The 13,056-nt window shown below is 67.3% G+C and carries 14 protein-coding genes; 4 read left to right on the top strand and 10 right to left on the bottom strand.

The genetic code is table 11. From position 1 onward, the window contains the following. Positions 1–45: 45 nt before the first annotated feature. A complete protein-coding gene (locus WB461_RS05355; protein WP_423851687.1) occupies positions 46–444 on the bottom strand; it encodes a hypothetical protein in 399 nt (132 codons plus the stop codon). Between the two features lie 282 nt (positions 445–726). Here WB461_RS05355 and WB461_RS05350 point away from each other — a divergent pair, with 282 nt between their 5' ends. After that, positions 727–1,713, top strand: a complete 987-nt coding sequence (locus WB461_RS05350; RefSeq protein WP_423851686.1) for a YihY/virulence factor BrkB family protein — start codon at positions 727–729, stop codon at positions 1,711–1,713. A gap of 23 nt (positions 1,714–1,736) precedes the next feature. On the opposite strand, the gene WB461_RS05345 is transcribed toward WB461_RS05350, so the two are convergent. Then, positions 1,737–2,042, bottom strand: coding sequence for a hypothetical protein (locus tag WB461_RS05345; protein ID WP_423851685.1), 306 nt, complete (start codon positions 2,040–2,042; stop codon positions 1,737–1,739). Further along, positions 2,039–2,875 (bottom strand): SDR family NAD(P)-dependent oxidoreductase, encoded by an 837-nt coding sequence (locus tag WB461_RS05340; RefSeq protein WP_423851684.1) that lies wholly within the window; start codon positions 2,873–2,875, stop codon positions 2,039–2,041. Before WB461_RS05340 ends, WB461_RS05345 begins: the two co-directional genes overlap by 4 nt. Positions 2,876–2,958: 83 nt before the next feature. Between WB461_RS05340 and lexA the strand changes: the two genes are divergently transcribed. Beyond that, complete coding sequence (gene lexA, locus WB461_RS05335) at positions 2,959–3,681, top strand: transcriptional repressor LexA (RefSeq protein WP_423851683.1); 723 nt, start codon at positions 2,959–2,961, stop codon at positions 3,679–3,681. 33 nt (positions 3,682–3,714) lie between these two features. Here lexA and galE read toward each other — a convergent pair whose 3' ends face one another. The 6 genes from galE to miaA form a co-directional block, all read right to left on the bottom strand. Continuing rightward, positions 3,715–4,668 (bottom strand): UDP-glucose 4-epimerase GalE, encoded by a 954-nt coding sequence (galE, locus tag WB461_RS05330; protein WP_423851682.1) that lies wholly within the window; start codon positions 4,666–4,668, stop codon positions 3,715–3,717. Between the two features lie 24 nt (positions 4,669–4,692). Further along, complete coding sequence (locus WB461_RS05325; protein WP_423851681.1) at positions 4,693–6,618, bottom strand: hypothetical protein; 1,926 nt, start codon at positions 6,616–6,618, stop codon at positions 4,693–4,695. Positions 6,619–6,661: 43 nt separating this feature from the next. After that, positions 6,662–8,611, bottom strand: coding sequence for an ATP-dependent DNA helicase (locus tag WB461_RS05320; RefSeq protein WP_423851680.1), 1,950 nt, complete (start codon positions 8,609–8,611; stop codon positions 6,662–6,664). A 77-nt stretch (positions 8,612–8,688) separates the two neighbouring features. Next, positions 8,689–10,092: a GTPase HflX gene (hflX, locus tag WB461_RS05315; RefSeq protein WP_423851679.1), complete on the bottom strand. Its 1,404-nt coding sequence runs from the start codon at positions 10,090–10,092 to the stop codon at positions 8,689–8,691. After that, on the bottom strand, positions 10,089–10,928 hold the full coding sequence (gene dapF, locus WB461_RS05310) for a diaminopimelate epimerase (RefSeq protein WP_423851678.1): 840 nt from the start codon (positions 10,926–10,928) through the stop codon (positions 10,089–10,091). The genes hflX and dapF overlap by 4 nt, the downstream gene beginning before the upstream one ends. A gap of 10 nt (positions 10,929–10,938) precedes the next feature. Beyond that, positions 10,939–11,871 (bottom strand): tRNA (adenosine(37)-N6)-dimethylallyltransferase MiaA, encoded by a 933-nt coding sequence (miaA, locus tag WB461_RS05305; protein ID WP_423851677.1) that lies wholly within the window; start codon positions 11,869–11,871, stop codon positions 10,939–10,941. Positions 11,872–11,945: 74 nt separating this feature from the next. Between miaA and WB461_RS05300 the strand changes: the two genes are divergently transcribed. Beyond that, a complete protein-coding gene (locus WB461_RS05300) occupies positions 11,946–12,161 on the top strand; it encodes an antitoxin (protein ID WP_423851676.1) in 216 nt (71 codons plus the stop codon). Here the strand turns inward: WB461_RS05300 and WB461_RS05295 are convergent, their stop codons facing one another. Next, positions 12,162–12,806: a hypothetical protein gene (locus WB461_RS05295; protein ID WP_423851675.1), complete on the bottom strand. Its 645-nt coding sequence runs from the start codon at positions 12,804–12,806 to the stop codon at positions 12,162–12,164. A gap of 36 nt (positions 12,807–12,842) precedes the next feature. On the opposite strand from WB461_RS05295, the gene WB461_RS05290 reads away from it, so the two are divergent. After that, positions 12,843–13,056: hypothetical protein (locus tag WB461_RS05290; RefSeq protein WP_423851674.1), on the top strand; the 214-nt coding region annotated here is incomplete at its 3' end.

The following is a 13,056-nucleotide window of genomic DNA, read 5'->3' as shown; positions in this document are numbered from 1 at the left end:
TCCCCAAGATGCGCCGCGGACGTCGTGATGATGCGTCGGTGAGACCTACTGGTAGACCGGCACCGCGATCTCCGATCCCATCTGCAGCGCAGACGCGTTCGGAAGAGAGTTGAGTCGGACGATCTCATCGACCGTCTGGCGGATGTCTCCGTTGGGATTGGCCTCGGACGCGATCTCCCACAGCGTGTGCCCCGGGAGCACCTGGACCGCGGTCGTGTCAGGCGCTGAGCCGATGGCGTCGCCGGCGACCGAGGATGATCCGAACATCACGGCCAGCAGTGCGACTGCCACGACCGTGGCGCCGAGCACGACCGCCTTGCCACGCTGGGTCAGTCGAACCTGCGGCGTGGGTCGAGGTGCTGGAACCGCGCGCAGGTGACGGACCGGACGGTCGGTGGTGCGCGGGCTGAGGTGACGGCTGTGACCGAATGCGATGGTGCTCATGTGTGCCTCCATGGGGAAGTGAGACGGTGATCCTGACGTGTGGTGTGGACGATCAAACGCTGCTCTCGATGTCATTCGATGGTGCGAACAGACGTTCGATCGAACACATGTACGACGATAGGTGACGGGTCCGACAAAAGGAAGCATTGATCGAACACAATTTCGATTGGTCTTCATGGCAGACTGGCATTGCAGCGAATATTCACCTTCGATGGTGGCGCGAATCACGGCGTCCGGGCCCGTACGGAGGCGATCGACTCGCCACACGACTACGTTCGACCCATGGCCACTGCACGTTCGAACATCCTCACCGCCTGGAAACAGGCCTCCGCCCAACAGGCACCGCTTCTTGCCGCCGGAGTCGCGTTCTACGCCTTCCTCTCGCTCTTCCCTGCCCTGATCGCGAGCGTCCTCGCGTACGGCCTCGTGGCCTCCCCCGAGACCGTGCAGCGGCAGTCCGCCGACATCGCCGCAGCCCTGCCGGCCGACGCCGCATCCTTGGTCACGGGTCAGCTGGAATCGCTGACCTCGACCTCCAGCGACTCGCTCGGCATCGGACTGATCATCGCGATCCTGTTGGCGATCTACGGCGCGGCCGGCGGCGTCGGAAACCTGGTCACCGCAATCAATTCGATGTTCGGCCTCGCCGAAACGCGCAACTTCATCCAGCGCAAGCTGCTGGCGCTGGGTCTGACGGCCGGCTCCATCGTGTTCCTGCTCGTCGTCATTGCGCTGGTCGCAGCCGCACCCGCGGTGTTCGACGCGATCGACATCGTGCCTGGTCTGCGAACCGGACTCGAGATCGCTCGCTGGGTGATGCTGGTCGCAGCGGTCGTCGCGGCCATCGGGGTGCTGTTCCGCATCGCGCCCAACCGCACGAGCACGTCCCGACTGGTGACCACGGGAGTCGTCGTCACCAGCACCCTGTGGGTCGCGGTGTCGGTCGGCTTCTCGTTGTACGTCGACAACTTCGGCAGCTACGGCAAGACCTACGGAGCTCTAGCTGGCGTCGTGGTGCTCCTGCTCTGGTTGTGGATCGGCATCTACGCGATCCTGCTCGGCAGCTGCGTCGAGGCAGTGCGCGAAGAGGTCGTGACTGGCGAGACCGTCGAGGAGGACAAGGAGATCGCCCAGTGGCGCACGGCCGAGGCCGGCACGGCTGGCGAGACGGTGCCGGTCGAGGTCATCGAGGAGGACGCAGCCGAGCCAGACACCGAGGAGCCGGGGCGGCGGCTACCGTTCGGACCGAAAAGCCCCACTGAGCACTGATCACGTCCCCGCGCGTGATCGGGCTAGAGGAGCCGCCCGGCGAGGAAGGAGAGCGCGCCGATCACCACGATGAGTGCGATCACGCCGCTCAGCAGCGCCGCAGTGGGGCCCCGCGATCCGGGGAGCGTGCGCTCGCTCAGGTCGACCTCGAAGTCGGGCAGCAGGAGCTGCAGGTCGACGTCTGCGGCGTCCGCCCTGCCTGCCGAAGCCAGCAACGCGCGGGCGGCCGGTTCGACGGCAGCCAAGTCCCGGGCCGTGGTCGTGCCGACGTCACGGACCTCGACCGACCAGCCATCACCCATCCGGGTGCCCACCACCAGATAGCTCATCGCTTGCCGGCCTTCCTGAGCCGGCGCGCACCCAGGCGGCGCAGCATCGGGTCGGCGTACATGAAACCGACCGGCGACAAGGTCCCGATGCGACCCAGCACCCCACGCCAGGCCGGCAGGGTGCGGTAGACGCGTCGGGTGCCGAACAGGTCGACGAGCTCCCGGGCGACGTGTGGAGGGGTCAGCATGACCCCCGCGGCCAGCGCCTCGCGCGCGCCTCCGTGCACATCCATGCTCTCGACCATGGCGGTGTCGGTGCCATCGGGACACACCGCGTGCACACCGATCCTGTCCCCGCGCAGCTCGGAGGCCACGGAGATCGCCAGGGACAGCACCGCCGCCTTCGTTGCGGCGTAAACGCTGAGCCCGGGCACAGGTGCGTGCGAGCTGAGCGACGCCAGGATGCCGATCTCGCCTCCCTTCAGTCCGCCCACGGCCTGACCACGGAACGTGTCGGCAGCGGCGCGCACCCCCCACATGACGCCGAGGACGTTGACGTCCACCATGGTGCGGACCTGGCCGATCGACAACGTCGTCAGGTCGCCGTCGGTGCCGACTCCGGCATTGCAGACCCAGGCACCGAGCGGCGCGATCTCGCACGCGCGAGCCGCGACGTCGCGGTTCGCCTCGGGATCGGTGACATCGAGGACGAGCCCCAACGTCGCGCCGATCTCCTGGGCGGTCCGCTCGGCCGCGGCGCCATCCACGTCGGTCACCACGACTTCGTAGCCTCGGTCCAGGAGCTCGATCGCGATGGCTCGGCCGATCCCCCGCCCGGCTCCGGTCACGACCGCTGATCTGGGACTTCCGGGCTTCACGAGGGTCTTGAACACCGCCCCAACCTAGGCGCGGTGCGCACGACACGCCATCGAACATATGTTTGAACAAAGGGTGTGTTCAGGGCTACTCTTCGAGCATGAGTGATGACCGCAACGCCGAAGTCACCGAGCTCCCGGACGGGCCGGCCGACTCCACCGGACTGACCGCGCGGCAGCGCAAGGTGCTGGAGTTCCTGCGTGACGAGATCGAGAAGCGAGGCTACCCGCCCAGCATGCGCGAGATCGGTGCGGCAGTCGGTCTCACCAGCACGTCGTCGGTCGCGCACCAGCTCCGGGCCCTCGAAGCCCTCGGCTACGTCAAGCGCGATCCCAACCGGCCGCGGGCACTGGAGATCTTCCTTCCCGATGTGATGGCAGCGCGCCGCTCCATGAGCAGCGCGGTCGAGAGCACCTTCGACGAGACCGGCATCGGCGACGCCATGCCCACCGCTACGAATGTTCCACTGGTGGGCCGCATCGCTGCAGGCGGACCAATCCTGGCCGAGGAGCGGGTCGAGGAGATCTTCCCGCTGCCCAAGTCGCTCGTGGGTGACGGCACGTTGTTCCTGCTCGAGGTCTCGGGCGACTCGATGATCGACGCGGCGATCTGCAATGGCGACTACGTCGTGATTCGCCAGCAGCCCAACGCCGAGAACGGCGAGATCGTCGCGGCGATGCTCGACGGCGAGGCGACGGTCAAGACGTTCCAGCGCAAGGACGGCAAGGTGTGGCTGCTGCCGCACAACGATGACTACTCCCCCATCGACGGCGCCCACGCCACGATCCTGGGCAAGGTCACCGCGGTCCTGCGACGCGTCTGAGCGTCGGAAGATCGGTCGGGTTCGCTTCCGGCGTCAGCGACGAGCGTCCCAGGCGCTCCGGACCATGTCGACCAACGTGTGCCGCATCGCCCAGTCCAGGTCGCGAGCCGCAAGCTCGCCCGACGCCACGATGCGCGCAGGATCCCCGGGACGCCGATCACCGATCTCGGGATCGAAGGCGATTCCGGTTGCCTCTGCCACCGCGTCCATGATCTGCCGCACCGACACACCGTCGCCACTGCCGAGGTTGTAGACCGGCTCGAGTGGCACCCCGTCCAGGAGCTTCCGTGCCGCCACGACGTGAGCGTCGGCCAGATCGCCCACGTGCACGTAGTCGCGCACGCAGGTGCCATCGGGGGTTGGATAGTCGTCGCCGTGGATCCGCGGGGTGCGCCCCTCGCCCAATGCTTCAATGACCAGCGGAAACAAGTTGTGCGGGCTGGTGTCGTAGAGATCTGGAACGGCGGAGCCGACGACGTTGAAGTAACGCAACGAGGTGTGGTGCATCGAGAAGGCCCGAGCCGCATCGCGCAGCAACCACTCGCCGATCAACTTGCTCTCGCCATATGGCGACTCGGGCGCGGGAGGCGTCTGCTCGGTCACCACGTCTACGTCAGGCGTTCCATACACTGCCGCGCTCGAGGAGAACACGATCTTGTCGACGCCCGCCTCGCCCATCGCCTGCAGCAGACTCACCGTGCCCTGCACGTTCTGCTCGTAGGTGTGCAGCGGGCGCTGCACCGACACTCCGGCGTACTTGTATCCCGCCAGGTGGACGACTGCCTCGACCTCGAGCTCGACCATCGCCTTGGCGACAACCTCGGTCTCGAGGATGTTGTGGTCGATGAGCTGGACGTCCGACGGCACGAAGGAACGATGGCCGCTGGACAGATCGTCGACCACGACACAGTCGAGCCCACCCAGTCGCAGCGCCCGCACGACGTGCGAGCCGATGTACCCGGCTCCGCCGGTCACGAGGACGCTCATGTCACCAGCCTGCCAACAGTCCGGTCAGCCGTTGAAGCGAAGGGTGCCGACGTTGTAGCCGTGTCCTCGATACACCTTGACGGAGTGCTTGCCGCTGAAGCTGCGACCGATACCGCGCCAGGAGTCGGAGTTGACCGAGATCGTCCAGTTGCCCGATGCCAGGCCGGCGACGTAGAAGTAGCCGCTGCCATCGGTCAGATCGGTGCGTATGACCCGTTTGCCATCCGAAGATGACAGCCGCACCATCATCTCCTTGTTGGTCTTGCCGCCCACACGGGTCACACGACCCTTGACGACGGCGCCCTGCGGGTTGGTCCCCAGGGTGACTGGGTAGGTGTTGCCGGCACCACGCAGCGAGTGGGCCTCGTAGACACCCGTGCCATATGCCTTGCAGTAGCCGCGATACATCCACCCCTTGTAGCCGCTTGGGGGTGTCCTGGCTATGTAACCCATCGCATAGGACTTGGCGTACTCCGCATATTTGCCGGCGACCGTCTTCCAACGCTCGGCGCTGCGATCGACGCCCTTGAAGTAAGCCGAGTTGTCGGGGTAGCGGCTGGGATACCAGGCTGAGCAACCAGTACGCCGGCCGACCTCGACCCAGAACCTGCCGGGCCGCAGATTCGTGAACACTGCCGAGCCGGTCGAGCTGCTGGCCACACGTTCTGCGACCACAGGCGAGTCGAGGATCGGCACGCCAGGCACCTGCTCACGCAGACGCAGCCAGCGATCTGAGGTTGTCGCCTTGGACCGGTAGGCCGAGGAGAACCTGGCCGTGACCGTGACGTCGTTGGTCAGGTTCGTGCTGACCTCGTCCGCGAAACGATCGAGGGGTCCGTTGAGCGTGATCAGGTTGGCCCGCGAGTACGTGTAGTTGGTCGCGTCGTAGCAGCTCCCGTAGGGCGTGCGGTCCTTGCCGTACCAAACCTCGACGCTGCCGCCGGGAGAGCGAAGGCCGATCATGTACCGGTTGTCGATGCTGTTCGTCGCGGGCAGGAAGCCGACCGTGTATCTGCCACTGGCATCCGCGTCGGCGTGGCCGAAGACGTTGGCGCAGCGTGGGTAGTCCAGCTCTCGATTGGCCGTGGAGCTGCTGGAGAAGCTCGGCGGCGGCGCGGCCACGGTGACCTGGCTGCCTTGACCGCTGCTCACCGAGCCCTTGATCGAGGTGTAGCTGAAGTCAGCGTCGTAGGGGCCGGTCGCCCGAGCCTGGACCGACGTAGCGTCGCGCAGGTAGCGCCCACCTCCCGTGGGGATGCCGTCGGCGCCACGGTAGTACCAGGATCGCGCTTCGCTGGCCGGATCGACACCGCGGATCTTGAGCCGGTAGGCAGTGGACGGCGAGTTGTTCATGCCAAGGCCCACAGTGAACGAGTACTTCGCTTCAGAACCCGATTCGGTCACGGCTGCGGACTTGACCACCTCGGTGTTGCCGCCTTTGAGCGCGCGGACCAGCTCGACCCGCAGGTCCCGCATGCCGGCGACCGCGCCGTTGACCGGAAGGATGCTGCCGCGGATCTGCTGCTTGGTCACCCGGGTCTCGGTCCGCATCGTGGTGTAGGTGCGGGGACGGGAGTTGCTCGGTTCGCTCTCGTCGATGGTCAGACCGACGTTGCTGTGCGACACAGGAGAGCCGTCGGCATTGAACCCTTCTGGATAGTCCGGGTTGTCTCGGTGCATCCACACGGTGACGTAGGCCGAAGACCGGGCCTTGACCGCGTACGACCGCTTGTAGCTGTCGCCCACGAACTGCAAGGTTCCCCGGCAGGTGGTGCTGGCGCTGCAGCTGACGTAGACCCTGCCCGCACCCAGATAGGACGAGGGGTACATCGCGACGGTCCGGGTCTTGACGCTCGCATTGGTGGTGGCGGCCTCTGCGGGGGAGGTCACCAGCAGCCCGGCGACCAAAGCCGGGATGGCAACCAGCAGTGCGGTGAGGCGCGACGTCATGTCATCCCCGAGCGATTGGTGGAAGAGAATCTGGGCAAGGTTATCAAACTTTGGGGCGCTCGATGGACTTCGCGGACTCATCCAGACGGCGCAGTGCAGCCAGCGCCGTGTCGCGATCAGTCGTTCGCCACATGTCGGGCAGCGAAGCGGCGAGGAACGAGCCGTACCGTGCCGTCACGAGCCGCGGATCGAGGATCGCCACGACGCCCTTGTCGGTGTCGCGGCGGATCAGCCGCCCGGTCCCTTGCGCCAGCAGCAGCGCTGCGTGGCTCGCCGCGACACTCATGAAGCCATTGCCGCCGCGCTTCTCGACCAGGCGCTGCCGGGCACTCATCAACGGGTCGTCGGGACGCGGGAACGGGATGCGGTCAATGATGACCAGCTGGCACGTGTCCCCCGGAAGGTCGACGCCCTGCCACAGACTCAGTGTGCCGAACAGGCACGTGCTCGGTGTCTCGATGAACCGCCTCGCGAGCTCTGGCAGCTGGGCATCGCCCTGGCACCAGATGTCGATGTCGGGCAGGCGCTCGCGCACCTCCTCCGCGGCCCTCTCCGCGGCCCGTCGCGACGAGAACAGGCCAAGGGTTCGACCGCCGGCCGCCTCGATCAGCGAGGTGATCTCGGCCAGCTGCGCCTCCTCGAGCCCGTCGCGGCCCGGCACGGGAAGATCCGTGGCGACGTAGAGCATGCCCTGCCTGCGGTAGTCGAACGGTGAACCGACATCCAGGGGGCTCCACGTGTCTGCCCCCGGCTCCAGCCCCAACGATCGCGCCACGGGGTCGAAGCCACCGCCCAGCTGGAGGGTCGCACTGGTCAGCACCACGGTCTTGTCCCCGAAGAGCTTGTCGCGCAGGCTCGCCGAGACATCGATCGGAGCGATGTGCAGCTGCTTGTTGCCGCGATTGTCGCTCATCCACAGCACCTCGGTCTCGCCCTTGGCGGCCATGCGCTCGGCGATCTTGCGGACGTCGTCGACCATGCCGCGCGCCTGCTGGCGCGCTGCATCGGGCTCGCCCTTGTCCTTGTCCTTGGGGAATGCCGAGAGGCAGGCGCGAGCGCTGTCGCGGACGAAGGCCAGCACCTCGCTCAGCGGCTGTGACGGCTCATCGATCCGACCTTCCTCCGTCCGCGCCAGCACGTCGGCCAATGCGTCGGAGGCATCGGTCAGGTCCTCGGCCTCCCGCCCGTCGACCTGTCCCCGAGCGCGACGCGCGGCCCGCTCGACCACGACCGGATCAAGCTCGTCGGTCGACGCCTGAGTGACCCGCGCGGCCAGCTCGTGGGCCTCGTCGACGACCACCGCGTCGTACTCCGGCAACATCGGCACGCCGTCTATCGCGTCGATCGCCAGCAGGGCGTGATTGGTCACCACGACCTGCGCGGTCTGTGCGTCCTCCCGCGCCAGCTCGGCGAAGCACTCCTGGGCGTGGGCGCAGCGGGAAGCGCCGAGGCACTCACGGTGGTTGACGCTGACCTGCCGCCAGGCGCGGTCGGTGTGGGACGGGGCGGAGTCCCGGTCGGCGATGTGCCCGGCGGTGGATTGCTCCTCAGCCCACTCGCGCAGCTCGAGGACCTCGGCACCCAGCGAGCCCTCCGGCACGTCGACCAGTGTCCCCTGGTCATCGGGAGCACCCTCACGGACACGGTGCAGACAGGCGTAGTTGCCGCGTCCCTTCACGACGGCATGATGCGGGACGGTGTCCAGGGTCGCCTTCGCCGCATCCTTGAGCGCCGGCAGGTCGCGTTCGACGAGCTGGTGCTGCAGATTGAGTGTCGCGGTGGCGATCACGACCCGCTTGCCATGCAGGAGGCTCGGCACCAGGTAGCCCAGCGACTTTCCGGTGCCGGTGCCGGCCTGCACCAGGAGATGTCGGCCGCTCTCCAGAGCCTGCTGGACGGCCTCGGCCATCTCGATCTGACCGGGTCGGTCCTCACCTCCCACTGCCTCGACCGCGGCATGGAGGACCTCGCGGACATCAGGCTCAGAAGGCATGGCGCAAGGCTAGTCGCGGGACGGCACGTCGCCTGACTCGGATCCACAGACCTCCCACCCCGGGGTCGCGGCCGAGGTCAGACCGCGTACGGCTCGAGCTCGCTGGCGAGCTGACCGTGCACCCGAGCCACGACGTGCGTGCCGTCGGACTCGTGGTCGAGCGACTCGATCTCGCCCTGGGTGTGGATCTGGTTGAGCAGGTCCCCGCGGGCGTACGGCAGCATCACGTCCACTCGGCTGGCGGGTTGCGGCAGATCAGCCTCGATCGCGCCGAGCAGCTCATCGATTCCCTCGCCGGTGTGCGCGCTGACGACAACCGCGTGCGGCTCACGGGACAGCAGGTTCTTGAGGACCAGCGGGTCAGCGGCATCGGCCTTGTTGATGACGATGATCTCGGGCACGTCAAGCGCATCGACATCGGCCAGCACGGCGCGAACTGCCGCGATCTGTCCCTCGGGGTCGGGGTGCGACCCGTCGACGACGTGCAGGATCAGATCGGACTCGGCGATCTCCTCCAGTGTCGAGCGAAACGCCTCGACGAGCTGGTGCGGCAGGTTGCGGACCAGTCCGACGGTGTCGGACATCGTGTAGACCCGACCATCCGAGGTCTGCGTGCGGCGGGTGGTCGGGTCGAGCGTCGCGAACAGCGCGTCCTCGACCAGCACGCCGGCGTCGGTCAGCCGGTTGAGCAGGCTGGACTTGCCGGCGTTGGTGTAGCCGGCGATCGACACCGACGGGATGTCGTGGCGACGACGGTTGGCCTTCTTGGTCTCCCGAGCCTTGCCGAGATCCTTGAGCTCGCGCCGAAGCTTGGTCATCTTCATCTGGATGCGACGGCGATCGGTCTCGAGCTTGGTCTCACCGGGGCCGCGGCCACCGATTCCCTCGCCGCCGGCTGCCTGTCCACCAGCCTGGCGGGAAAGGTTGCCACCCCAGCCGCGCAGGCGCTGCGTCTGGTACTGCAGCTGCGCCAGCTCGACCTGCGCCTTGCCCTCCTTGGACTTGGCGTGCTGGGCGAAGATGTCCAGGATCAGGGCAGTCCGATCGACGACCTTGACCTTGCAGCGATCCTCGAGATTACGCAGCTGGCTGGGGGCCAGCGCGCCATCACAGATGATCGTGTCGGCGCCGGTCGCCTCGACCGCGGCGCGAAGGTCGTCGACCTTGCCGGTGCCGATGTAGGTCGCGGGGTCGGGCTTCTGACGGCGCTGGATCAGAGCATCGAGAACCTCCGAGCCAGCGGTCTCGGCCAAGAGCTTGAGCTCGGCCATCGAGTTGTCAGCGTCCTCGGACGTCCCCTCGGTCCACACGCCGACCAGGACGACCCGCTCGAGCCGCAGCTGCCGATATTCGACCTCGGTGATGTCCTCGAGCTCGGTGCGCAGGTTCGCGACTCGGCGCAGGGAGTTGCGTTCCTCGAGCTCCAGGCCGTCGGTGTTGCCCTGCGGGCCTGCGGGCGTGCCAGCCGTAGCGTCGGTCATGCGATCCATTCCATGTCGCCACGCGCGACGATCTCGGCGGGTCCGGTGAGGATGAGGTGGTCGTCGGCGCGCCAGGTCACGTGAACCGTGCCGCCGGGCACGTCGACCCGGTACGTGGTGGGTCGGGGGGTGTGGTCGGCCACGGCTGCGGCGACCGCCACGGCACAGGCGCCGGTGCCACAGGATCGGGTCTCGCCCGATCCGCGCTCGTGGACGCGCATCGCGACGTGCTCAGCACCCTCGCGGACGACGAACTCGATGTTCACGCCGTCGGGGTAGACGGCCTGGTCGTAGTCGGGCTGGGTCAGCAGGGCGCCGGCATCGCTGAGCCGCTCGACGAACGCAATCGCGTGCGGGTTGCCGGTGTGCACCTCGTGGGCCTCCCAGGTTCGACCGCCCGCGCCGACCTTGGAGACTCCACGCACCTCAGGAACACCCATGTCGACTGAGATCGCGGTGCCAGCTCCGGCCGCTCGATCCGATCCGAACGTGATGACCTTGTCGCCATCGCGAGTGCCGACGACAAGGGGCTCGGACGCATCGGCCAGGCCTTCCTGCACGAGGTGCAGGGCGAAGACCCGGATGCCGTTGCCGCACATCTCGCTGACCGAGCCATCGGCATTGAGGTAGTCCATGAACCACTCGCCTGCCGACTCTTCACCGAGTGCCGACGTGCGGATGACTCGCATGACCCCATCGGCTCCAATGCCGCGCCGCCGGTCGCAGAGCGCGGCCACGAAGGCGCCGTCGAGCTCGCCGTGGATCGTGCCGTCATGGTCGGGGAGCAGCACGAAGTCGTTCTCCGTGCCGTGTCCCTTGAGCCATGGAAATGCCATATCCACCAGTCTACTCGGGGCGTCGCTGCTGCCGAGCCTCGATGAACTCCAGCGCTGTGCTGACCAGGTCAGTGGCATCGTACGGAAGCCAGTGGATCCTCGGATCCTTGCGAAACAACCGGTCCTGGCGGCGAGCGAACTTTCGGGTGCCGACCACGGTCGCTTGCCGCGCCTCGTCCTCCGTCGTCTCACCGTCGAGGAAACCCAGAATTTGCTGGTAGCCCAACGCTCGACCCGCAGTCAGCCCCTGGTCGAGACCGTTCTCGCGCAGTGCCCGCACCCCCTGGACGAAGCCATCAGCCCACATCTGATCGACCCGCGCCACGAGACGTGCATCGAGCACGTCACGCGGGATGTCCAGGCCCAGCATCACGAGCCCGTCGAACACCGAGTCGTGCGCCGGCATCGTCGCAACGAAGGGTTCACCGGTCAGCTCGATGACCTCGAGGGCACGGACGATGCGGCGGTCGTTGGTCGGCAGGATCTGCGCGGCCGCGGCAGGGTCGCGGGCCGCAAGCTCAGCATGCAGGGCCTCCGCGCCGCGCGCTGCCAGCTCGGCGGTCCACCGCTCGCGAATCGCAGGATCGGTCCCGGGGAAGTCGAGACGGTCCAGGACAGCGCGGACGTACAGCGCAGATCCGCCGACCACGATCGGTGTGACGCTGCGGGACACGCAGTCCTGCACGGCGTCTCGCGCCCAGGTCTGGAACTCCGCGACGGTCGCCGTCTCGGTGACCTGGAGCACGTCGAACAGGTGGTGGCGGATGCCTCCACGCTCCGCCTCGGTCGGCTTGGCCGTGCCGACATCCATGCCGCTGTACAACTGCATCGAGTCGGCGTTGATGATCTCAGCACCGAGGTGACGGGCCAGGGCCACCGCGAGCGCGGACTTGCCCGATGCGGTCGGACCCACCACGGTCACGATGCAATCGCCCACAGACATGTCGAAAGTCTCGCAGTAGGCTGTGGGGCCAAACGGAGGCGGATGCCTCCGCACCTGTTGATGAGGAGCGCGACATGGGATTTCTCGACAAGCTGAAGAAGAAGGCGCCTGAACTCAGGGACAAGGCAGCTGGCGTGGCTGCGAGTCACAACGACAAGATCGACGGTGGGATCGACAAGGCTGCGGACGCGATCAGCAAAGCCACCAAGGGCAGGTTTGACGACAAGATCGACGGTGCGGCCAACAAGACCAAGGACGGCGTCGACAAGCTCGCCGAGGATGACAAGTAGCTAGCGCAGCACCCAGTCGGCCACCCAGTAGCCGACGCCGAAGGGCGCCACGTCGACGTGCAGTCGCGCGTCGATGTCGGCGCCCGTCGTCATCTCCCCCAGCACCTTCAGGACGGGCACTCCCGCGGCCCACAGCTCGGCGCCGAGGGCGGGGTCGAGCGTGCTGAGCGTCTCGCTGGCTCCCTCTCGCAGCGCAGTCGCTATATGGGCATCGTGAGCCTCGGCCCGGTCATCGAGGAATCCCGGCGCGGTGGTCGAACGCTTGGCGCTTCCGTCAGCCATCACCAGCAGCACGACCCGGTCAGCCACGTCGGGGGTGCCGGTCGAGTACGTCCGGGGTCCAGCCCACCCGGCTCGGTCGAGCAGCCACGCTCCGACGGCGAGACTCAATGGGAGGTCAGTGCCCGGCCCGCCCACGTGCACATCGACGCCGAACGCCGCGAAGGTACCTCCGGCTCCCTCGTCGCGATCGGCCTCCGCGTCGCCCGAACCCAGGACGACCACGCGGTCCGGAGCGTTTTGCAGCAGCATGGCGATGGCCAGTTCACACGCATCGCGCACGTCTGCCAGCTCGCCCGAAGCCCCTGCTGCGATCTCCGGGATGATCATCGGCGGGTGGGGACACACAGCGGCGGCGAGGATCACGGATCAGAGGTTACCGGGGCGTGACACGATGTAGAGGTGTTCGAGCCGCGGGCCCTGCCTGACTACCCGCCGCAGCGCAACGCGTGGCAGTATCCGCCGCCTCCCATCGCCCGTCGCTGGAAATGGGTGGCAATCCTCGGCGGTGTCACGGGTCTGGCTGGGGGGTCCGCACTGCTGGTCATCGCGATCGTGCTCGGCACCGGCGGAGCCCCGGGGATCATCGACGACGAGGACCTCATCCGGGTGATCG

It is taken from the genome of Aeromicrobium sp. (assembly GCF_049587115.1).
GTDB lineage: Bacteria > Actinomycetota > Actinomycetes > Propionibacteriales > Nocardioidaceae > Aeromicrobium.
The sequence above is the reverse complement of the archived record's forward strand: the minus strand, read 5'-3'. Positions and strand labels throughout refer to the sequence as shown.

Coding starts and splice junctions, on each gene's coding strand:
- WB461_RS05355 (WP_423851687.1), bottom strand. CDS start 444: ATGAGCACCATCGCATTCGGTCACAGCCGTCACCTCAGCCCGCGCACC.
- WB461_RS05350 (WP_423851686.1), top strand. CDS start 727: ATGGCCACTGCACGTTCGAACATCCTCACCGCCTGGAAACAGGCCTCC.
- WB461_RS05345 (WP_423851685.1), bottom strand. CDS start 2,042: ATGAGCTATCTGGTGGTGGGCACCCGGATGGGTGATGGCTGGTCGGTC.
- lexA (WP_423851683.1), top strand. CDS start 2,959: ATGAGTGATGACCGCAACGCCGAAGTCACCGAGCTCCCGGACGGGCCG.
- galE (WP_423851682.1), bottom strand. CDS start 4,668: ATGAGCGTCCTCGTGACCGGCGGAGCCGGGTACATCGGCTCGCACGTC.
- WB461_RS05325 (WP_423851681.1), bottom strand. CDS start 6,618: ATGACGTCGCGCCTCACCGCACTGCTGGTTGCCATCCCGGCTTTGGTC.
- WB461_RS05320 (WP_423851680.1), bottom strand. CDS start 8,611: ATGCCTTCTGAGCCTGATGTCCGCGAGGTCCTCCATGCCGCGGTCGAG.
- hflX (WP_423851679.1), bottom strand. CDS start 10,092: ATGACCGACGCTACGGCTGGCACGCCCGCAGGCCCGCAGGGCAACACC.
- dapF (WP_423851678.1), bottom strand. CDS start 10,928: ATGGCATTTCCATGGCTCAAGGGACACGGCACGGAGAACGACTTCGTG.
- miaA (WP_423851677.1), bottom strand. CDS start 11,871: ATGTCTGTGGGCGATTGCATCGTGACCGTGGTGGGTCCGACCGCATCG.
- WB461_RS05300 (WP_423851676.1), top strand. CDS start 11,946: ATGGGATTTCTCGACAAGCTGAAGAAGAAGGCGCCTGAACTCAGGGAC.